Here is a 13,174-nt window from a genome sequence, read left to right as displayed (position 1 = left end):
TGTAGCGAGCTGTATGCCTATATGCGCTGCACGCTGCCGTCGACAACACCGGGATCGCCAGGTCCGGCCACCATTGGCAAGCCGCCCGGGAGCAGTGATGACACTTGACGCGCTATTGCCGACCCGGCATAAGCTGTCGACTAAAATTGTTGGTGCATTGGTCGGCTTCCTGGCACTCGCCCTGATGGTGATCGGGATTACCCTGTTCTTGTCATGGCAGCTGGAAGGGAGTGCTGCTGCGATCAACGATGCAGGTAGCCTGCGCATGCATAGTTTTCGCTTGACCATGCTGTTGTCGCGCCGCGTCCATGAACCGCAACTGACCGGTATCCGCTCAACCACCGAGCAGGAATTGCAGGCGATCGATACCACGCTTCTGCAATTGCGCCGGGGCGATCCGCAGCGGCCCTTGTTTTTGCCTCCGGCCAGCGCTATCCAGGCCGACTTCAAGCAGATCGTGGAACACTGGCAACAAAGCCTGCGACCGTTGGCCAGTGCAATCTTGCTGCAACAGGGTACGGCGCAGCAGTCCAGCTGGCGGGATTTTCAACTGCAGGCCGATCGTTTTGTCGGTGAGGTGAATGCACTGGTGCAACTGATTGAACAGGATAGCGAGCAGCGCACCTTCTGGCTGCGCTCGTCGCAACTGGCACTGCTGGCCCTGGCATTCTTCGGTACGGTCAGCATCATCTACTTGATGTTCATGCTGATCATCGAGCCGGTTACCCGCCTGCATGAAGGCATGCACAGGATGAAAGAAAAGGATTTCGAAGTGCGACTGGCAGTCGAGAGCGGCGATGAATTCGGCCAGCTGGCGCAAGGTTTCAACCAGATGGCAGATCGCCTGCAAGAGTCGTATGGCAATCTCGAAGCGCAGGTCAAGACCAAAACCACGGCGCTTGAAGAGCAGAACCGCGAATTGGCATTGCTATACGACAGCGCTGCATTCCTGCAACGCCCGCAACCGGTGGAAGCGGTATGCGAAGGTTTCCTGCAGCGCATTAGCGAGTATTTTCAAGCCGATGGCGGTTCGGTGCGGGTACTCGATGCCAGTCGCGGCAACCTGCACATGGTGGTGCATCAGGGACTCTCCGAAGAGTTGGTCGAGACCGAGCATTGCCTGAAAGTCGGCGAGTGCCTGTGTGGCGCTGCGGTTGAGCAAAAAGTGACGATAGTGCATGACTTGCGGCGCATGGATCGCGCCCACCAGATGCAATGTCACCGCGAGGGATTTGTGACTGTATCGATATTTCATATTCATGCGCTCCAGCAGCATCTGGGTTTCTTTAACTTGCATTTTCGCTCACCGAAAAGCTTCAATCAGCGCGAAGAGGCATTGCTGGAAACCTTGGGCCAGTTGCTTGGCATCGCCATCGAAAACCTGCGGCTGGCGGCGCGCGAGCGCGAAATGGCGATCTCGGAAGAGCGCAATCTGGTCGCGCAAGGACTGCATGACAGCATTGCGCAGGGTTTGAACTACCTCAATCTCCAGGTCCAGATGCTGGACGATTCGCTGCAGGACGGCAAACTGGAGGAAGTCACCGAAATCGTGCCGGCATTGCGCGCGGGTGTTCAGGAAAGCTACGAAGATGTGCGTGAACTGCTGCTCAATTTCCGCAGCCACCTGGTGGAAGGCGACTTGCTTGGTTCGCTTGAATCGACGATCGACAAATTCCGGCGCCAGACCGGCATCGCTGCCGAACTGGTGGCCGACGTCGATGGTGCACCGTTTCCGCGTGAGCAGCAATTGCAACTGCTGTTTATCGTGCAGGAAGCATTATCGAATATCCGTAAGCATGCGATCGCCAGCCGGGTTGAGATCCGGCTGGAAGACCATCAGGATTTTGTCTTGACGATACGTGACAACGGGATTGGTTTTGACGACGATACCCTGTTGCAGAAAAGCGAGAGCCACGTCGGCATTCATATCATGCGTGAGCGGGCGCAACGCATCGCCGCATCGCTGAATGTCGCCTCGATACCGGGGACCGGCACCACCGTTGTGCTGCAACTACCGCACGAACAACGTCGTGCGGCCTGATTCATACTGGAGATAACGGTATTCCGATGGAAACACTTACCAAACCGATCAGCGTGCTGCTGGTTGACGACCATTCCCTGTTTCGAAGCGGTATTCGATCGTTGCTGCAACGCCATGCCGAGTTTGCCGTGGTGGGCGAGGCCGCCGACGGCGTCGAAGGCATCAAGCGCGCGCAGCAACTGCAGCCCGATGTGGTACTGCTCGACCTGCATATGCCCGGCATATCCGGCGTGGAAACGCTGCAACTGATGTTGCAGGATTGTCCGAAAACGGCGATCGTCATGCTTACCGTGTCCGAGGACTCGGCAGATCTTACGACTGCGTTGAAGGCCGGTGCCTGCGGCTACCTGATCAAGAACATCGACGCCGATTATTTGATTCGTGCCATCCGCCGTGCGGCAGCCGGTGAAACGGTAGTGGCCGAGGCGATGACCAGTAAGCTCGTCGCGCAGCTACAGGGCGGCACCCAGCCCCCGGAAGCGGCGTCCGAACTCGATAAACTCACCCCGCGCGAAAGGGAAATTATCGCTTGTCTGGCGCGCGGGGAAAGCAATAAAAGCATTGCCCGGACACTGGATCTGGCCGAGAGTACCGTCAAGATTCATGTGCAGAATGTGCTAAAAAAACTCAAACTGACGAGCCGGGTGCAGGCTGCCGTGTATGCGGTCGAACAGCGTTTTTTGAGCGGGGGCACTGATAAACAGCCCTGAATTTGAAAATCCGTGCAACAACGCCATGCAGTGCCCAAGCGGGCTACTTCACCGGACGGAATGTCCTGTTGCGCTTGTCGACCGGTGAGTGCATCAGCATGCTCCTCAATCCGGATTAGTGAGTCGCGACGATGCGACCGGGTTTGACCAGCGGGTCAATGCCGCTCATGCGGTCGAGCCGGCCTGCCAGCGTCGTCAGGCCGAGAGCGCCGACAACCACAATGGCACCGATCCAGGGTGTAGCCATTAGTCCAAGATGGGCGACGATCAATCCACCACCCCAGGCACCGCCGGCAATTCCGACGTTGAACGCTGCGATATTCAGGCCTGAGGCCACGTCGACGGCCTGCGGCGCATCACGTTCGGCGCGCTGCACCACATACACTTGCAACCCGGGTACGTTACCGAATGCGACCGCGCCCCATACCAATACTGTCGCCAGAGCCAGCCACGTGTTGGTCGCAGTAAAGGTCAACACAAATAACACGATCGCCAATAAAGCAAAGACAACTTGCAACGCCCGAATCGGGCCTTTCCTGTCCGCCAGTTTGCCGCCCCAGATATTGCCGAATGCGACCGACACGCCATACACCAGCATGACCAGACTGACGCTGGAAGCCGAGAATCCGGACACCTCCTGCAAAATTGGCGCAAGGTAAGTGAAGGCAATGAACGATCCGCCATAACCCAGCGCGGTCATTGCATACACCAGCAACAGGCGCGGCTTCTTCAGTACAGCCAACTGCGTCAGCAGGGATGCGGGTTTGCTGCCGGCGATATTGTTTGGCACCAGAATCAGGCTGCCGACAAAGGCAATTACCCCCAGTAGGGATACGGCCAGGAAGGTTGTCTGCCAGCCAAAGGTCTGGCCGATGAAAGTACCGAGCGGGACACCGGTGACCAACGCGACGGTCAGTCCGGTGAACATCAGGGCAATCGCGCTAGCCGCCTTCTCCTTGGGCACGAGACTGGTGGCAATGGTTGAGCCAATGGAGAAAAACACGCCATGCGCCAAACCGGTCAGCACACGCGCCGCCATGAGCGCTTCGTATCCGGGTGCCATCCACGCGACCAGATTACCAATGGTGAACAGCGCCATCAAGCCCAACAACAGATGCTTGCGGTGCACGCGACCAGTCAATGCCGTCAGTACCGGCGCACCTACTGCGACACCCAAGGCATACAGGCTGACCAGCAGTCCGGCCGAAGGAACGGAGACACCAAGGCTGGCAGCAATGGTTGGGATGAGGCCGACAATCACGAATTCCGTCGTCCCGATAGCGAAAGCACTGAGTGTCAGCGCCCAGAGTGCGAGAGGCATGATTTTCCTTCTGTGTGGGTAAAAGATGCCTCGCAGTGTGGGCCTGGCGCTGTCAAAGAAAAACCACTGCGGCTACAATACATTTTTGACTTGGAGTCACCAATGCTGAATATTGAGGCGCTCATTGCCTTCGTTGCCGTGATAGATACCGGCTCCTTCTCTGCCGCGGCCGAGCGGCTGGGCCAGACTCCGTCCGGAATAAGCCGCGCCGTCTCGCGCCTGGAGTCGCAGTTGCACATGGCCTTGATCACACGCACCACCCGCCGGCTGGACCTGACCGAAGAGGGCGAGTGGTTATTGGCGCGCGCAAGGAAAATCCTGTCCGACTTGCAAGACACGGAAGAGCAAATGACCGCCCGCCTTTCCCAGCCTTCAGGCCTGGTACGTGTCAGCGCTGCGACGCCGGTGCTGGACCACCTGGTCGCCCCCTTGGCGGCGGAATTCATGGATGCTTATCCGTTGCTGCGGTTAGAGCTGATCAGTGGCGAAACCGTGATCGATCTGATTGAGGAGCGCGTCGATCTGGCCATACGCATCGGCCCCTTGGCCGATTCCACTCTTAACGCCAGACGTCTGGGAACAAGTCGTCTTCGATTGTTGGCATCTCCGGCGTATCTGGCACGCCACGGTACGCCGGAAAACATAGACCAGCTTGCCGGCCATCGTCTGCTTGGCTTTACGGTGCCGGCTTCGCTGAATATCTGGCCCTTGCCGCAACAGGGAGGTGATGGATTGCCGGTGCAACCTGCCATTGCTGCCTCAAGTGGTGAGACGCTACGTCACCTGGCATTGGCCGGCGCCGGTATCGTTTGCCTGGCCGACTTTCTAACGCGTAGCGATGTATCAAGCGGCCGTTTGGCGCCGGTTCTGGAGTCAGTGACACTGCCATGGAATCAACCAGTGTGGACCGTATTCTACAAACAGGGAGCGCTGGCACCACGCATTGGTGCGCTGGTCAGTTTCCTGGCGCAGAAACTAACGGGCGTACTGGATGAATGATGGCGGCGGTCTGGGGTGTCTGTGCCTCCCACCGCCAAGTCAAGTCGTCAATTATTGCGATTCAGTCAAAGATCATTTGATCAATGCGGTATTTTTCACAACAATCAATGCGCGCATAGTACGTCCACTTAATCATTTTTTAGGAATTGTTATGCGTATCAACTTACCGGGTAAAGTCGGATTTGGCACCGCCCCCTGGGCAATATGTTATTTCTGGCTCGCACTGCGCGAAGAGGGCCAAGTCGCAGCGAATGCGCCATTACCAAACGCCTGACCGTAGCGCTAATTACCGAACTGGAAACAAGATGAACGTATTTATCACAGGTGCAACCGGCTTTATCGGCGGCTCCGTTGCAGCGCGTTTTATTGCGGAAGGATACACAGTGCGAGGTTTGGTGCGTACTGAAGCGCAGGCTGCGCGTCTCAGCGAGCTTGGTATTCAACCAGTCCTCGGCACCCTCTCCGATGCTGAGATCCTGACGCGCGAGGCGCAGCGTGCGGATGCGGTGGTGAATGCCGCCAGCTCGGACAACGCGCCCGCGGTCGAAACCCTGCTCAACGCGCTGGCCGGCTCGGGCAAGGTATTTATTCACACCAGCGGCTCCAGCGTGATCGGCGACGACGCCCGTGGCGAATGGGCCTCCGAGCAGATTTTCGATGAAGATACGCCGTTTGAACCGGCCCCGGAAAAAGCCCGGCGCGCGGCCCTGGACCAGTTGATCATCGCTGCAGCCGGACGTGGTGTGCGCTCGGTCATCCTGTGTAACAGCATGATTTACGGCAACGGCCTCGGACTGAATCCGTATAGCGTCCAGATTCCGCCATTGGTGGCGCAGGCGCGCAAGAGCGGCATCGCACGCTTTGTCGGCAAGGGAGTGAATATCTGGTCCAACGTACATATCGAAGATGTGGTCGAGCTGTATTTGCTGGCACTCCGGAAGGCGCCGGCCGGATCGTTCTATTACGTTGAAAACGGTCAGGCTTCGTATGCCGACATTACGGCAGCGATTGCCGAACGACTGGGGCTGGATGCGCCGCAAGCGTGGCCGGTCGAAGAGGCAATCAAGGAATGGGGCTTCGGCCATGCGGTGTATTCGTTTGGTTCCAACAGCCGGGTCTCGGCCAAACGCGCGCGCAATGATCTCGGCTGGACGCCGAAGCACGTCTCTGTCATCGCTTGGATCAAGCGTGACATGAGGGTCAGCGATGAATAACCAGAATATTTCGGCAGTGCCGGACCAACTAGGCCGGCCCTACAGCAAAGGCTGCAAACCACGCTACAATTTTCACGAGCTATTGCGCCGGACTGTGCAAGAATACATCGAGAAACATCGGCGAGACCTGGCGAAGGTGCTGGACAACCTGGCATCTCGGACCGCTCCAGGGAATCGGCAATACCGTGACTCTTTATCCTGCGAGGAACACTGTCTTGCAACTTAGCACTTGACCCGATTGACTACGGAGCCCGGTTGACGGCGCTGACCTGGCGATTTGGTCATTGGTAAACGTATTACGCCGGCTTAGCTCATCTGGTAGAGCAACTGCTTCGTAAGCAGAAGGTGACCTGTTCGAGTCAGGTAGTCGGCACCAATTTGAAGAGACTAGATACTATGAATGAAGGCGCGCCGGGAAGAGCGCTGGCTGCAAGAGCAATACCCCGCATATACAGCTTACAAATCGCGTGTGAAAAAACTGATTCCCTGGATTTACTGATTATATGAGTACAGTTATTCTCGACACCGTTCTGACTTGTCCGCAATGTGGCTTCGCTAAGCCAGAAACCATGCCGACCGACGCATGCCAGTTCTTTTACGAGTGCGAAAACTGTAAAGCCTTGCTCAGGCCAAAGGCCGGCGACTGCTGCGTGTTTTGTTCCTACGGTTCGGTGAAGTGCCCGCCCATGCAAGAGCAAAAGGGTTGCTGCGGGTAGGTATGCCAATGTAGGCATACGGGTGGGGGCAACATGGGTTTTCTTCACTTCAAATGATGTCGCACGTATGATTTTGATATGCAAAGTACTGGATATATGAACACTGAAGATTGGCAAATACAAGGTGGGAAATGGTGGTTTGACCATTAAACAGGCATGCCTGGTTTCCCTTGCTGGCAATGGCTTTGGAGTGCGCCTATGCTATCTAAGGCAGGCAAGCTGTTTCGTCTTCAAACTGAGCTAGGACTGTGGGGCTGTACGCCGCGGCCCATCATCTATCATCAGGAGGATGTATGCGCATACTGGTCGTTGGGGCCACAGGGCTCCTTGGAAAAGAAATTGTCGCTCTGTTGTCCGCAGAGCATGAGGTGGTAGGCGCCAGCCGTCAAAGCGCGGAGATCGCTGTAGATATTTCCGAGAAGCAGTCGATTCTGGCGATGTACAAACAGGTGGGTACGGTTGACGCGGTGGTTTGTGTGGCGGGCACAGCGAAATTCGCTCCGATGGACGCCATCACCGACGATGATTTTGCGTTCAGCCTTGCCAATAAGTTGATGGGGCAGGCCAATCTTGTCCGGTATGGGGTTCCGTACATTGTCGAAGGGGGTTCGGTTACGCTCACCAGTGGCCTGCTCGCGCAACACCCGATGCCCGGCAGTGCTGCAGTGAGCACCGTGAACGCTGGCATTGAGGGGTTTGGGCGGGCAGCGGCACTTGAACTGCAAGGAAAGATTCGTGTGAATGTCGTTAGCCCGGGATGGGTGTGGGAGACGCTTGACGCTCTGGGGCGCGACCCCAGCAAGGGCGTTCGGGCGGCAGTGGTCGCCCAAGCCTACCTGAAATGTATTTTGGAAGACATTTCAGGTCAGGTGGTGTCGGTCACCCACTGAATTTAACTTTCAACGCTTAGTCGATATCGGCGCGTCATGGCTCTCGAGCAGCCGACGCTTGCGCCGTTCCAGACACAGGCTGGCGTAGGCTCCCGTCAAGGCCGTACGCATCGACAAAAAGACCTTCGCGTACTATGCTGAATCCTGGAATACGGCAAGCCTCTTTCCTTTCTCCGCCTGAACCAGGTTTGTCGCCAAAGAATTTCTGCCCACCTCACAGACATCAAGGAAATCATCATGAGCAAGCAACTCAACGACGAAGGATTCGACCTACTGTTTCGTACCGCCCGTACCCATAACGTGTGGTTAGACAAACCTGTCAGCGATGACCTGTTGCGCCAGCTCTACGAAGTGATGAAATGGGGACCGACCAGCGCCAACTGTTCACCTGCACGCATCCTGTTTCTGCGCACGCCGGAAGCGAAACAGAGGCTGCTGCCGGCATTGGCACCGGGTAACGTCGACAAGACCATGGCGGCACCGGTTACGGCCATCATCGGCTACGACGGCAAGTTTTATGAACAATTACCGAAGTTGTTCCCCCACGCGGACGCACGCTCCTGGTTCGTCGATACACCTGAGTTGGCGGAAGTCACAGCGCGGCGCAACAGTTCGCTGCAGGGCGCCTATTTCATCATTGCCGCGCGCGCCTTGGGACTGGACTGTGGGCCGATGTCCGGCTTTGATCAGGCAAAAGTCGACCATGAGTTCTTCCCTGCTGAAAAGCGGCTGAATTTTGAGTGCGAGAATTTTCCCGACAGCCACATCAAAACCAACTTCTTGTGCAACCTTGGGTATGGTGACCCGGATAAGCTGTTTCCACGTAGCCCGCGGCTCGATTTCGATGAAGCATGCAAACTGCTTTGATGAATAAAACGTTGTACTATGTTGGCGTTCAGGCTGTATCAATACAGAATGCTATTGACGAATGAAACAGTCCGGACGCTGAAAATAAAGTCCAAATTTTTGCGGTAATGGCGCATAGTTCAGTTGTCTCCTCCAACTCATCCAAGAGTTGGATTGAGCCCGCTTTTATCAGCGGGCTTTTTTGTTTCTGTTTTTTGTCGCGTAATTGAAAACGGGCCGCAAACGCGACCCGTCAACATCCTGCCCGGCTATCGCTTACTTTTTGGCAGCTTTAGGGGTAACCGTCTCTACGGCTTCCGAAAACTGCTCCGTTGCCTCGACAACCCGAGCTTCGACAGAAGCGACGGCTTGCTTGCTGGTCTTAGTCAGCTGCTCGTAACCGGCGCTAGCGTTGTCGATGGTCGATTTCAGAAACGCAACCGCTTGTTCGGAGCCGGCCGGTGCGTTTTTGGTGACGTTCTCCACCAGCGCAGTTATCTTGCTTTTGGTATCGGCGAATTGGGCTTCGGCGGCTTGCGTGAACTCAGCCCGGATGCCAGCGGCGATATCGGTCAAGTGACGGCTATACGAAACCAGGTTTTCCGCAGTCGGCTTCGCTTGTGCCGCTGTCAGCGAGAAAAATTCCTGCGGGTCTTTAGCAGAAGACAATTGCTTCGCGTCCGCAATAGACTTTTCCACGGAGGCTTTCGTAGCAGCGATATTCAGCGCCATTGCCTTTTCTACACCTTCAATTGTTGTACGACTCAGCGCATGGACGGCGGCGATGTGGGATTCGAACAGGGCTTTCGTCGCGGATGTAAATTGTTCTGAATTAGAAAACATGAACTGCTCCTCGGGATTTAATGAATGGTGAATGCCGGTCGCCGTAAAGGCGTGCGTCGCATCAAATAGTGCTTGCTAAGCTACTAGCAGATACGATTTCATCGTGGAAAAGAAATCGGACAGATGGAAAGATACCATTCGATGATTACGTCTTGATGACATGGGGCTCGTGCGACGGCATCGGATCAGTTGGGCCAACTGCAGCAAGAGGAGGGCACAACTGCGGGAAACAGCTGCGCCAAACTGTCGATTTCCATTCACTCTCAGGAACGTGCCCCGGCAGCGAGTTCTTCAACAAGGCGCTTGCGGTAAAATTCACTCTCATTGGATGCACTATGGTAATCTTTTTTTGCGCCATTCCATTCACACTAAATCGCCCGCCCGGTGTAGAAAATGGTTGGCGCCCAATGTCAAGCAGTCGGCCGCACCAAATATCGTCTGCCGCTGCTTTTTCTAAAGCTGTCCTATAAATTGCATATCGCGCTATGACCGACATCAGTCTAGGTAAGCGCCTCACCCGACAGATGCAACGCCTTGCGTTTCTGCGCGGCAGCATTCGCGTCATCCTTTTGTGGCCCCTGGTCTGCATTCTCCTGGGCGCTTTAACCTGGGGGATAACGCTGGTGAAAATCGGAAGCGATAAAGCGGAGGTCGAAAGAAAAGCGCTCAGGGAGGCCGACCATCTTTCCAAAGCCTACACCGAACAGTTGTCCCGTTCCGTTGACCAAATCGACCAGATAACGCGCACTGTCAAATACGACTGGCAGACAACGCATGGTGCGCTCAAGCTGGAAGACGAATTGCAACAAGGACTGTATCCACGGTCTGCGCAACTTTTCGTCAGCATCGTCGACCGCAACGGAACGGTCGTCACGAGCACATTGGGTAGCACTAACGCCCGGAATATCGCTGACAGGGATTATTTCAAGGCCCAGAAATTGAACCCGGCCAAGGGCCTGCTAATCAGCAAGCCGGGCATGGGGCGTCGTTCCACGAAAATAGTCATCCGCTTTACGCGAAGGCTGGATGCAGTCGACGGCGCATTTGACGGGATAGTCGTAGTGGGCGTCGAACCGGCCTATCTTGCATCGTTTTACGACGAGTCCAGTCTACGCCTGAGCGATTGTCTGGCAGTAATGGATACGGATGGTGTCGTATTGGCAGCAAAAATGGGCGAACGCATCCGGTCGCTACCGTCAATTTTCCGTTCACCCCCCGTATTCGCATCAGACAGTGGTGTCGAGCGTATGCCAAAGGAGAAGTTTGTCGACGGCCAGCCACGTATCATTGCCTGGCAGAGACTTGCCAACTATCCCCTGGTTTCCTTCGTTGGGTTATCTGACGCCGAAGTGTTTGCTGCATATCAGGCAACCGCAGACAATTATCGCAACATTGCCATTGCGGGAAGTGCGTTCCTGCTTGTGCTGGCGACGGTTGGTATCTTCTTTTCTGCACGACTGGCATGGAGAAAGCACCAGGCGGATGAAGTGAAAAATACCTATCAGTTGGCCATCGACGGTGCGCGTGAAGGCTTTTACATGGTCCGGGCGGTCTACGACCAACAGAATAGCGTGGTCGATTTTATGGTGGAAGATTGCAATGAACGCGGCGCTGTCCTTGCCGGTTATACAAAACAGGAACTCGTCGGCAAAAAATTATCCGACCTGTATTCAGACGAGCATGGGCACCCCGTTTTGACTATTTTTCGGAGTGCGATGGAAACCGGCTATTACGAAGACGAATTCAGGGCATCGCGTCGCAATCCGGCGCATGTTACCTGGATGTCGCGCAAGCTGGTGCGCTCGGGACCGGGGTTGGCGGTGACGGTGCGGGATATTTCCGAGACGAAGGCGTACGAACAGGCGCTGTTGAGCATGGCCAATATGGATGCCCTGACGTCGCTTCCGAATCGCCACTGGTTGATGCATTTTCTGCCTGCCGCGCTGAACCAGGCAAGAAACAGCGATACGCTATTTGCCCTGCTATTTATTGACCTGGATGAGTTCAAGACGATAAATGACACGTCAGGTCATCATGCCGGAGACGCACTGTTGCAGGCCGCGGCGCTGCGCTTGAAGTCAGTATTGCGTCCGGCAGACAGGGTGGTGCGGCTTGGTGGCGATGAATTCACGGTATTGTTGGAAGCTGCCGCTAACCAGGAGGCAGTCGCGCAGGTGGCCTTTCGCATCAACCAGGAATTTCGCGCACCGTTTGAAATCCTGGGGCGCAGACATGTGGTCGGTGCATCCGTCGGTATCAGCCTGTTCCCACGCGATGGAAACGATGCGGAAACACTCCTCAGGAATGCGGATATGGCGATGTATTCTGCAAAAGCCGCAGGGCGGGGACAATTCCGGTTCTATGACCAGCTTTGTGTAAAAACACATCTGGATATCGGACCGGAACAGTTGCCGGCAGGGTTCAAGGAGCTCCCGGTCCGCCACCATAGTCGCCCATTGGTTGTCAAACAACGTGGAAAATTTTCCAGATTCGAGATGGCGCTCCGAAGGGGAGCCCGTCAAAGAAAAGCAGCCGCTAAAAAAGCGCCAGTCGAATAACGTTTAGCTCAACAAGTACCGCTGCATGAACTCCCGCGCCTCAGGTTGCTTGATGTCCATCTGGAACGCTGCGGCGTTTTTATGCCCGCCGCCGCCATACTGTTTCGCGATGGCCCCCACGTCTACGTCGTTGGCCGAGCGCATGCTGACATACAGTTGCCTGCCCTCGATACGCCACAAGAGCGCGAGCGTTCCGTTTTTCTCGTAGATGTACCTGCCGACATCGGTCGTAAAGAGTGACGGCAGGTTAACCCGGCCAGCGGCATAGCCGTGAAATTCGACGGGCTCCGCCAACTCAGCCAGCCTGCGCGCTGCCCATTGAAACTTTTCGCTCATCTGCCGGCCGCTTTCAATGAAGCGTGCGAGGTCGTCAGGGTGCCGGTCCAACTCGGCAACGCGGTGCCACGCCTGAAAGTCGTACGGCATTGTGTCCAGGTTCGATGTGAAATACTCCGTTTTCTCCGCGTACTTCCAGACGAACAGGTCACGGTCCTCGACGAAATTAATCAGTGAAGGTCGCGCTACGCGCGGGTGGAAGTAATCCCAGGCCAAGCCGGCGCCGGAGCGGTGCAGGTCGAATGTGGCATACGACAGGCCCGCCAGGTCTTCCTGCGCTGTCTTATGGTGGTCCAGGATGACGAACGATCTGGCTTGCGCGAAAATCGCTGCGACCTGAGGGCGTTTCAAGCTGAAATCCAGCATATACACCTCTTTGCCGGTCAGGTTCACATCGAAATTCAGGCCGTGCCCTGCTGGCAGATAACTCGCGTTGTCGCCAAATTTGCGCCAGGCCGCATATGCCGCGGCAAATCCATCCGGACAGGGGGCGTGGTAAATGACCACGATATTTTTCAGGGGGGCCATGCAAAAATCCTTTTGGTTGATACGGTTTTTGACGCCGATGCCATTTTGCGCCACTACTGACATTTTTTTGACGCAATCGCAAGACTTGTCGGTTGAAGTCCTGCAATTGCCGATATTGCACCCGGTACAAATGACAATTTACGCTATGCTTGGCAAACGCCAGCTCATGCGG

At 55.8% G+C, this 13,174-nt stretch carries 12 protein-coding genes and 1 tRNA gene; 10 read left to right on the top strand and 3 right to left on the bottom strand.

From position 1 onward, the window contains the following. Nucleotides 1-97: 97 nt before the first annotated feature. Together AC3CHX_RS13515 and AC3CHX_RS13510 are read left to right on the top strand one after the other, a co-directional pair. Nucleotides 98-2,041, top strand: a complete 1,944-nt coding sequence (locus AC3CHX_RS13515) for a type IV pili methyl-accepting chemotaxis transducer N-terminal domain-containing protein (protein WP_488644514.1) — start codon at nt 98-100, stop codon at nt 2,039-2,041. 26 nt (nt 2,042-2,067) lie between these two features. Continuing rightward, a complete protein-coding gene (locus AC3CHX_RS13510) occupies nt 2,068-2,751 on the top strand; it encodes a response regulator (protein ID WP_488644513.1) in 684 nt (227 codons plus the stop codon). A gap of 115 nt (nt 2,752-2,866) precedes the next feature. On the opposite strand, the gene AC3CHX_RS13505 is transcribed toward AC3CHX_RS13510, so the two are convergent. Then, a complete protein-coding gene (locus AC3CHX_RS13505) occupies nt 2,867-4,072 on the bottom strand; it encodes an MFS transporter (RefSeq protein ID WP_488644512.1) in 1,206 nt (401 codons plus the stop codon). Nucleotides 4,073-4,174: 102 nt separating this feature from the next. Here AC3CHX_RS13505 and AC3CHX_RS13500 point away from each other — a divergent pair, with 102 nt between their 5' ends. From AC3CHX_RS13500 to AC3CHX_RS13470, 7 genes are all read left to right on the top strand, one after another. Next, nucleotides 4,175-5,071: a LysR substrate-binding domain-containing protein gene (locus AC3CHX_RS13500; protein WP_488644511.1), complete on the top strand. Its 897-nt coding sequence runs from the start codon at nt 4,175-4,177 to the stop codon at nt 5,069-5,071. After that, the gene (locus tag AC3CHX_RS13495; RefSeq protein WP_488644510.1) at nt 5,064-5,345 is read left to right on the top strand and encodes a hypothetical protein; all 282 of its coding nucleotides are present in this window, start codon (nt 5,064-5,066) and stop codon (nt 5,343-5,345) included. The genes AC3CHX_RS13500 and AC3CHX_RS13495 overlap by 8 nt, the downstream gene beginning before the upstream one ends. Nucleotides 5,346-5,376: 31 nt before the next feature. Then, nucleotides 5,377-6,285, top strand: coding sequence for an NAD-dependent epimerase/dehydratase family protein (locus AC3CHX_RS13490; protein WP_488644509.1), 909 nt, complete (start codon nt 5,377-5,379; stop codon nt 6,283-6,285). Between the two features lie 300 nt (nt 6,286-6,585). Then, nucleotides 6,586-6,661: transfer RNA gene (locus AC3CHX_RS13485), tRNA-Thr, on the top strand. 127 nt (nt 6,662-6,788) lie between these two features. Continuing rightward, entirely contained in the window at nt 6,789-7,001 is a 213-nt protein-coding gene (locus AC3CHX_RS13480; protein ID WP_488644508.1) for a GDCCVxC domain-containing (seleno)protein, read from the top strand. A gap of 293 nt (nt 7,002-7,294) precedes the next feature. Further along, nucleotides 7,295-7,891 (top strand): short chain dehydrogenase, encoded by a 597-nt coding sequence (locus tag AC3CHX_RS13475; RefSeq protein WP_488644507.1) that lies wholly within the window; start codon nt 7,295-7,297, stop codon nt 7,889-7,891. A 237-nt stretch (nt 7,892-8,128) separates the two neighbouring features. Then, a complete protein-coding gene (locus AC3CHX_RS13470) occupies nt 8,129-8,758 on the top strand; it encodes a malonic semialdehyde reductase (RefSeq protein ID WP_488644506.1) in 630 nt (209 codons plus the stop codon). 255 nt (nt 8,759-9,013) lie between these two features. Here the strand turns inward: AC3CHX_RS13470 and AC3CHX_RS13465 are convergent, their stop codons facing one another. After that, nucleotides 9,014-9,580 carry a phasin family protein gene (locus AC3CHX_RS13465; protein ID WP_488644505.1) on the bottom strand — a complete coding sequence of 189 codons (567 nt, stop codon included), beginning with the start codon at nt 9,578-9,580 and terminating at the stop codon, nt 9,014-9,016. 485 nt (nt 9,581-10,065) lie between these two features. Between AC3CHX_RS13465 and AC3CHX_RS13460 the strand changes: the two genes are divergently transcribed. Further along, the gene (locus tag AC3CHX_RS13460) at nt 10,066-12,138 is read left to right on the top strand and encodes a sensor domain-containing diguanylate cyclase (protein ID WP_488644504.1); all 2,073 of its coding nucleotides are present in this window, start codon (nt 10,066-10,068) and stop codon (nt 12,136-12,138) included. A gap of 3 nt (nt 12,139-12,141) precedes the next feature. Here the strand turns inward: AC3CHX_RS13460 and AC3CHX_RS13455 are convergent, their stop codons facing one another. Then, nucleotides 12,142-13,002 carry a DHHA1 domain-containing protein gene (locus AC3CHX_RS13455; RefSeq protein ID WP_488644503.1) on the bottom strand — a complete coding sequence of 287 codons (861 nt, stop codon included), beginning with the start codon at nt 13,000-13,002 and terminating at the stop codon, nt 12,142-12,144. Nucleotides 13,003-13,174 lie beyond the last annotated feature (172 nt).

This window comes from Glaciimonas sp. OK215, assembly GCF_057787885.1.
This window is presented reverse-complemented; position numbering and strand designations above follow the sequence as displayed.

Coding starts and splice junctions, on each gene's coding strand:
- AC3CHX_RS13515 (WP_488644514.1), top strand. CDS start 98: ATGACACTTGACGCGCTATTGCCGACCCGGCATAAGCTGTCGACTAAA.
- AC3CHX_RS13510 (WP_488644513.1), top strand. CDS start 2,068: ATGGAAACACTTACCAAACCGATCAGCGTGCTGCTGGTTGACGACCAT.
- AC3CHX_RS13505 (WP_488644512.1), bottom strand. CDS start 4,072: ATGCCTCTCGCACTCTGGGCGCTGACACTCAGTGCTTTCGCTATCGGG.
- AC3CHX_RS13500 (WP_488644511.1), top strand. CDS start 4,175: ATGCTGAATATTGAGGCGCTCATTGCCTTCGTTGCCGTGATAGATACC.
- AC3CHX_RS13495 (WP_488644510.1), top strand. CDS start 5,064: ATGAATGATGGCGGCGGTCTGGGGTGTCTGTGCCTCCCACCGCCAAGT.
- AC3CHX_RS13490 (WP_488644509.1), top strand. CDS start 5,377: ATGAACGTATTTATCACAGGTGCAACCGGCTTTATCGGCGGCTCCGTT.
- AC3CHX_RS13480 (WP_488644508.1), top strand. CDS start 6,789: ATGAGTACAGTTATTCTCGACACCGTTCTGACTTGTCCGCAATGTGGC.
- AC3CHX_RS13475 (WP_488644507.1), top strand. CDS start 7,295: ATGCGCATACTGGTCGTTGGGGCCACAGGGCTCCTTGGAAAAGAAATT.
- AC3CHX_RS13470 (WP_488644506.1), top strand. CDS start 8,129: ATGAGCAAGCAACTCAACGACGAAGGATTCGACCTACTGTTTCGTACC.
- AC3CHX_RS13465 (WP_488644505.1), bottom strand. CDS start 9,580: ATGTTTTCTAATTCAGAACAATTTACATCCGCGACGAAAGCCCTGTTC.
- AC3CHX_RS13460 (WP_488644504.1), top strand. CDS start 10,066: ATGACCGACATCAGTCTAGGTAAGCGCCTCACCCGACAGATGCAACGC.
- AC3CHX_RS13455 (WP_488644503.1), bottom strand. CDS start 13,002: ATGGCCCCCCTGAAAAATATCGTGGTCATTTACCACGCCCCCTGTCCG.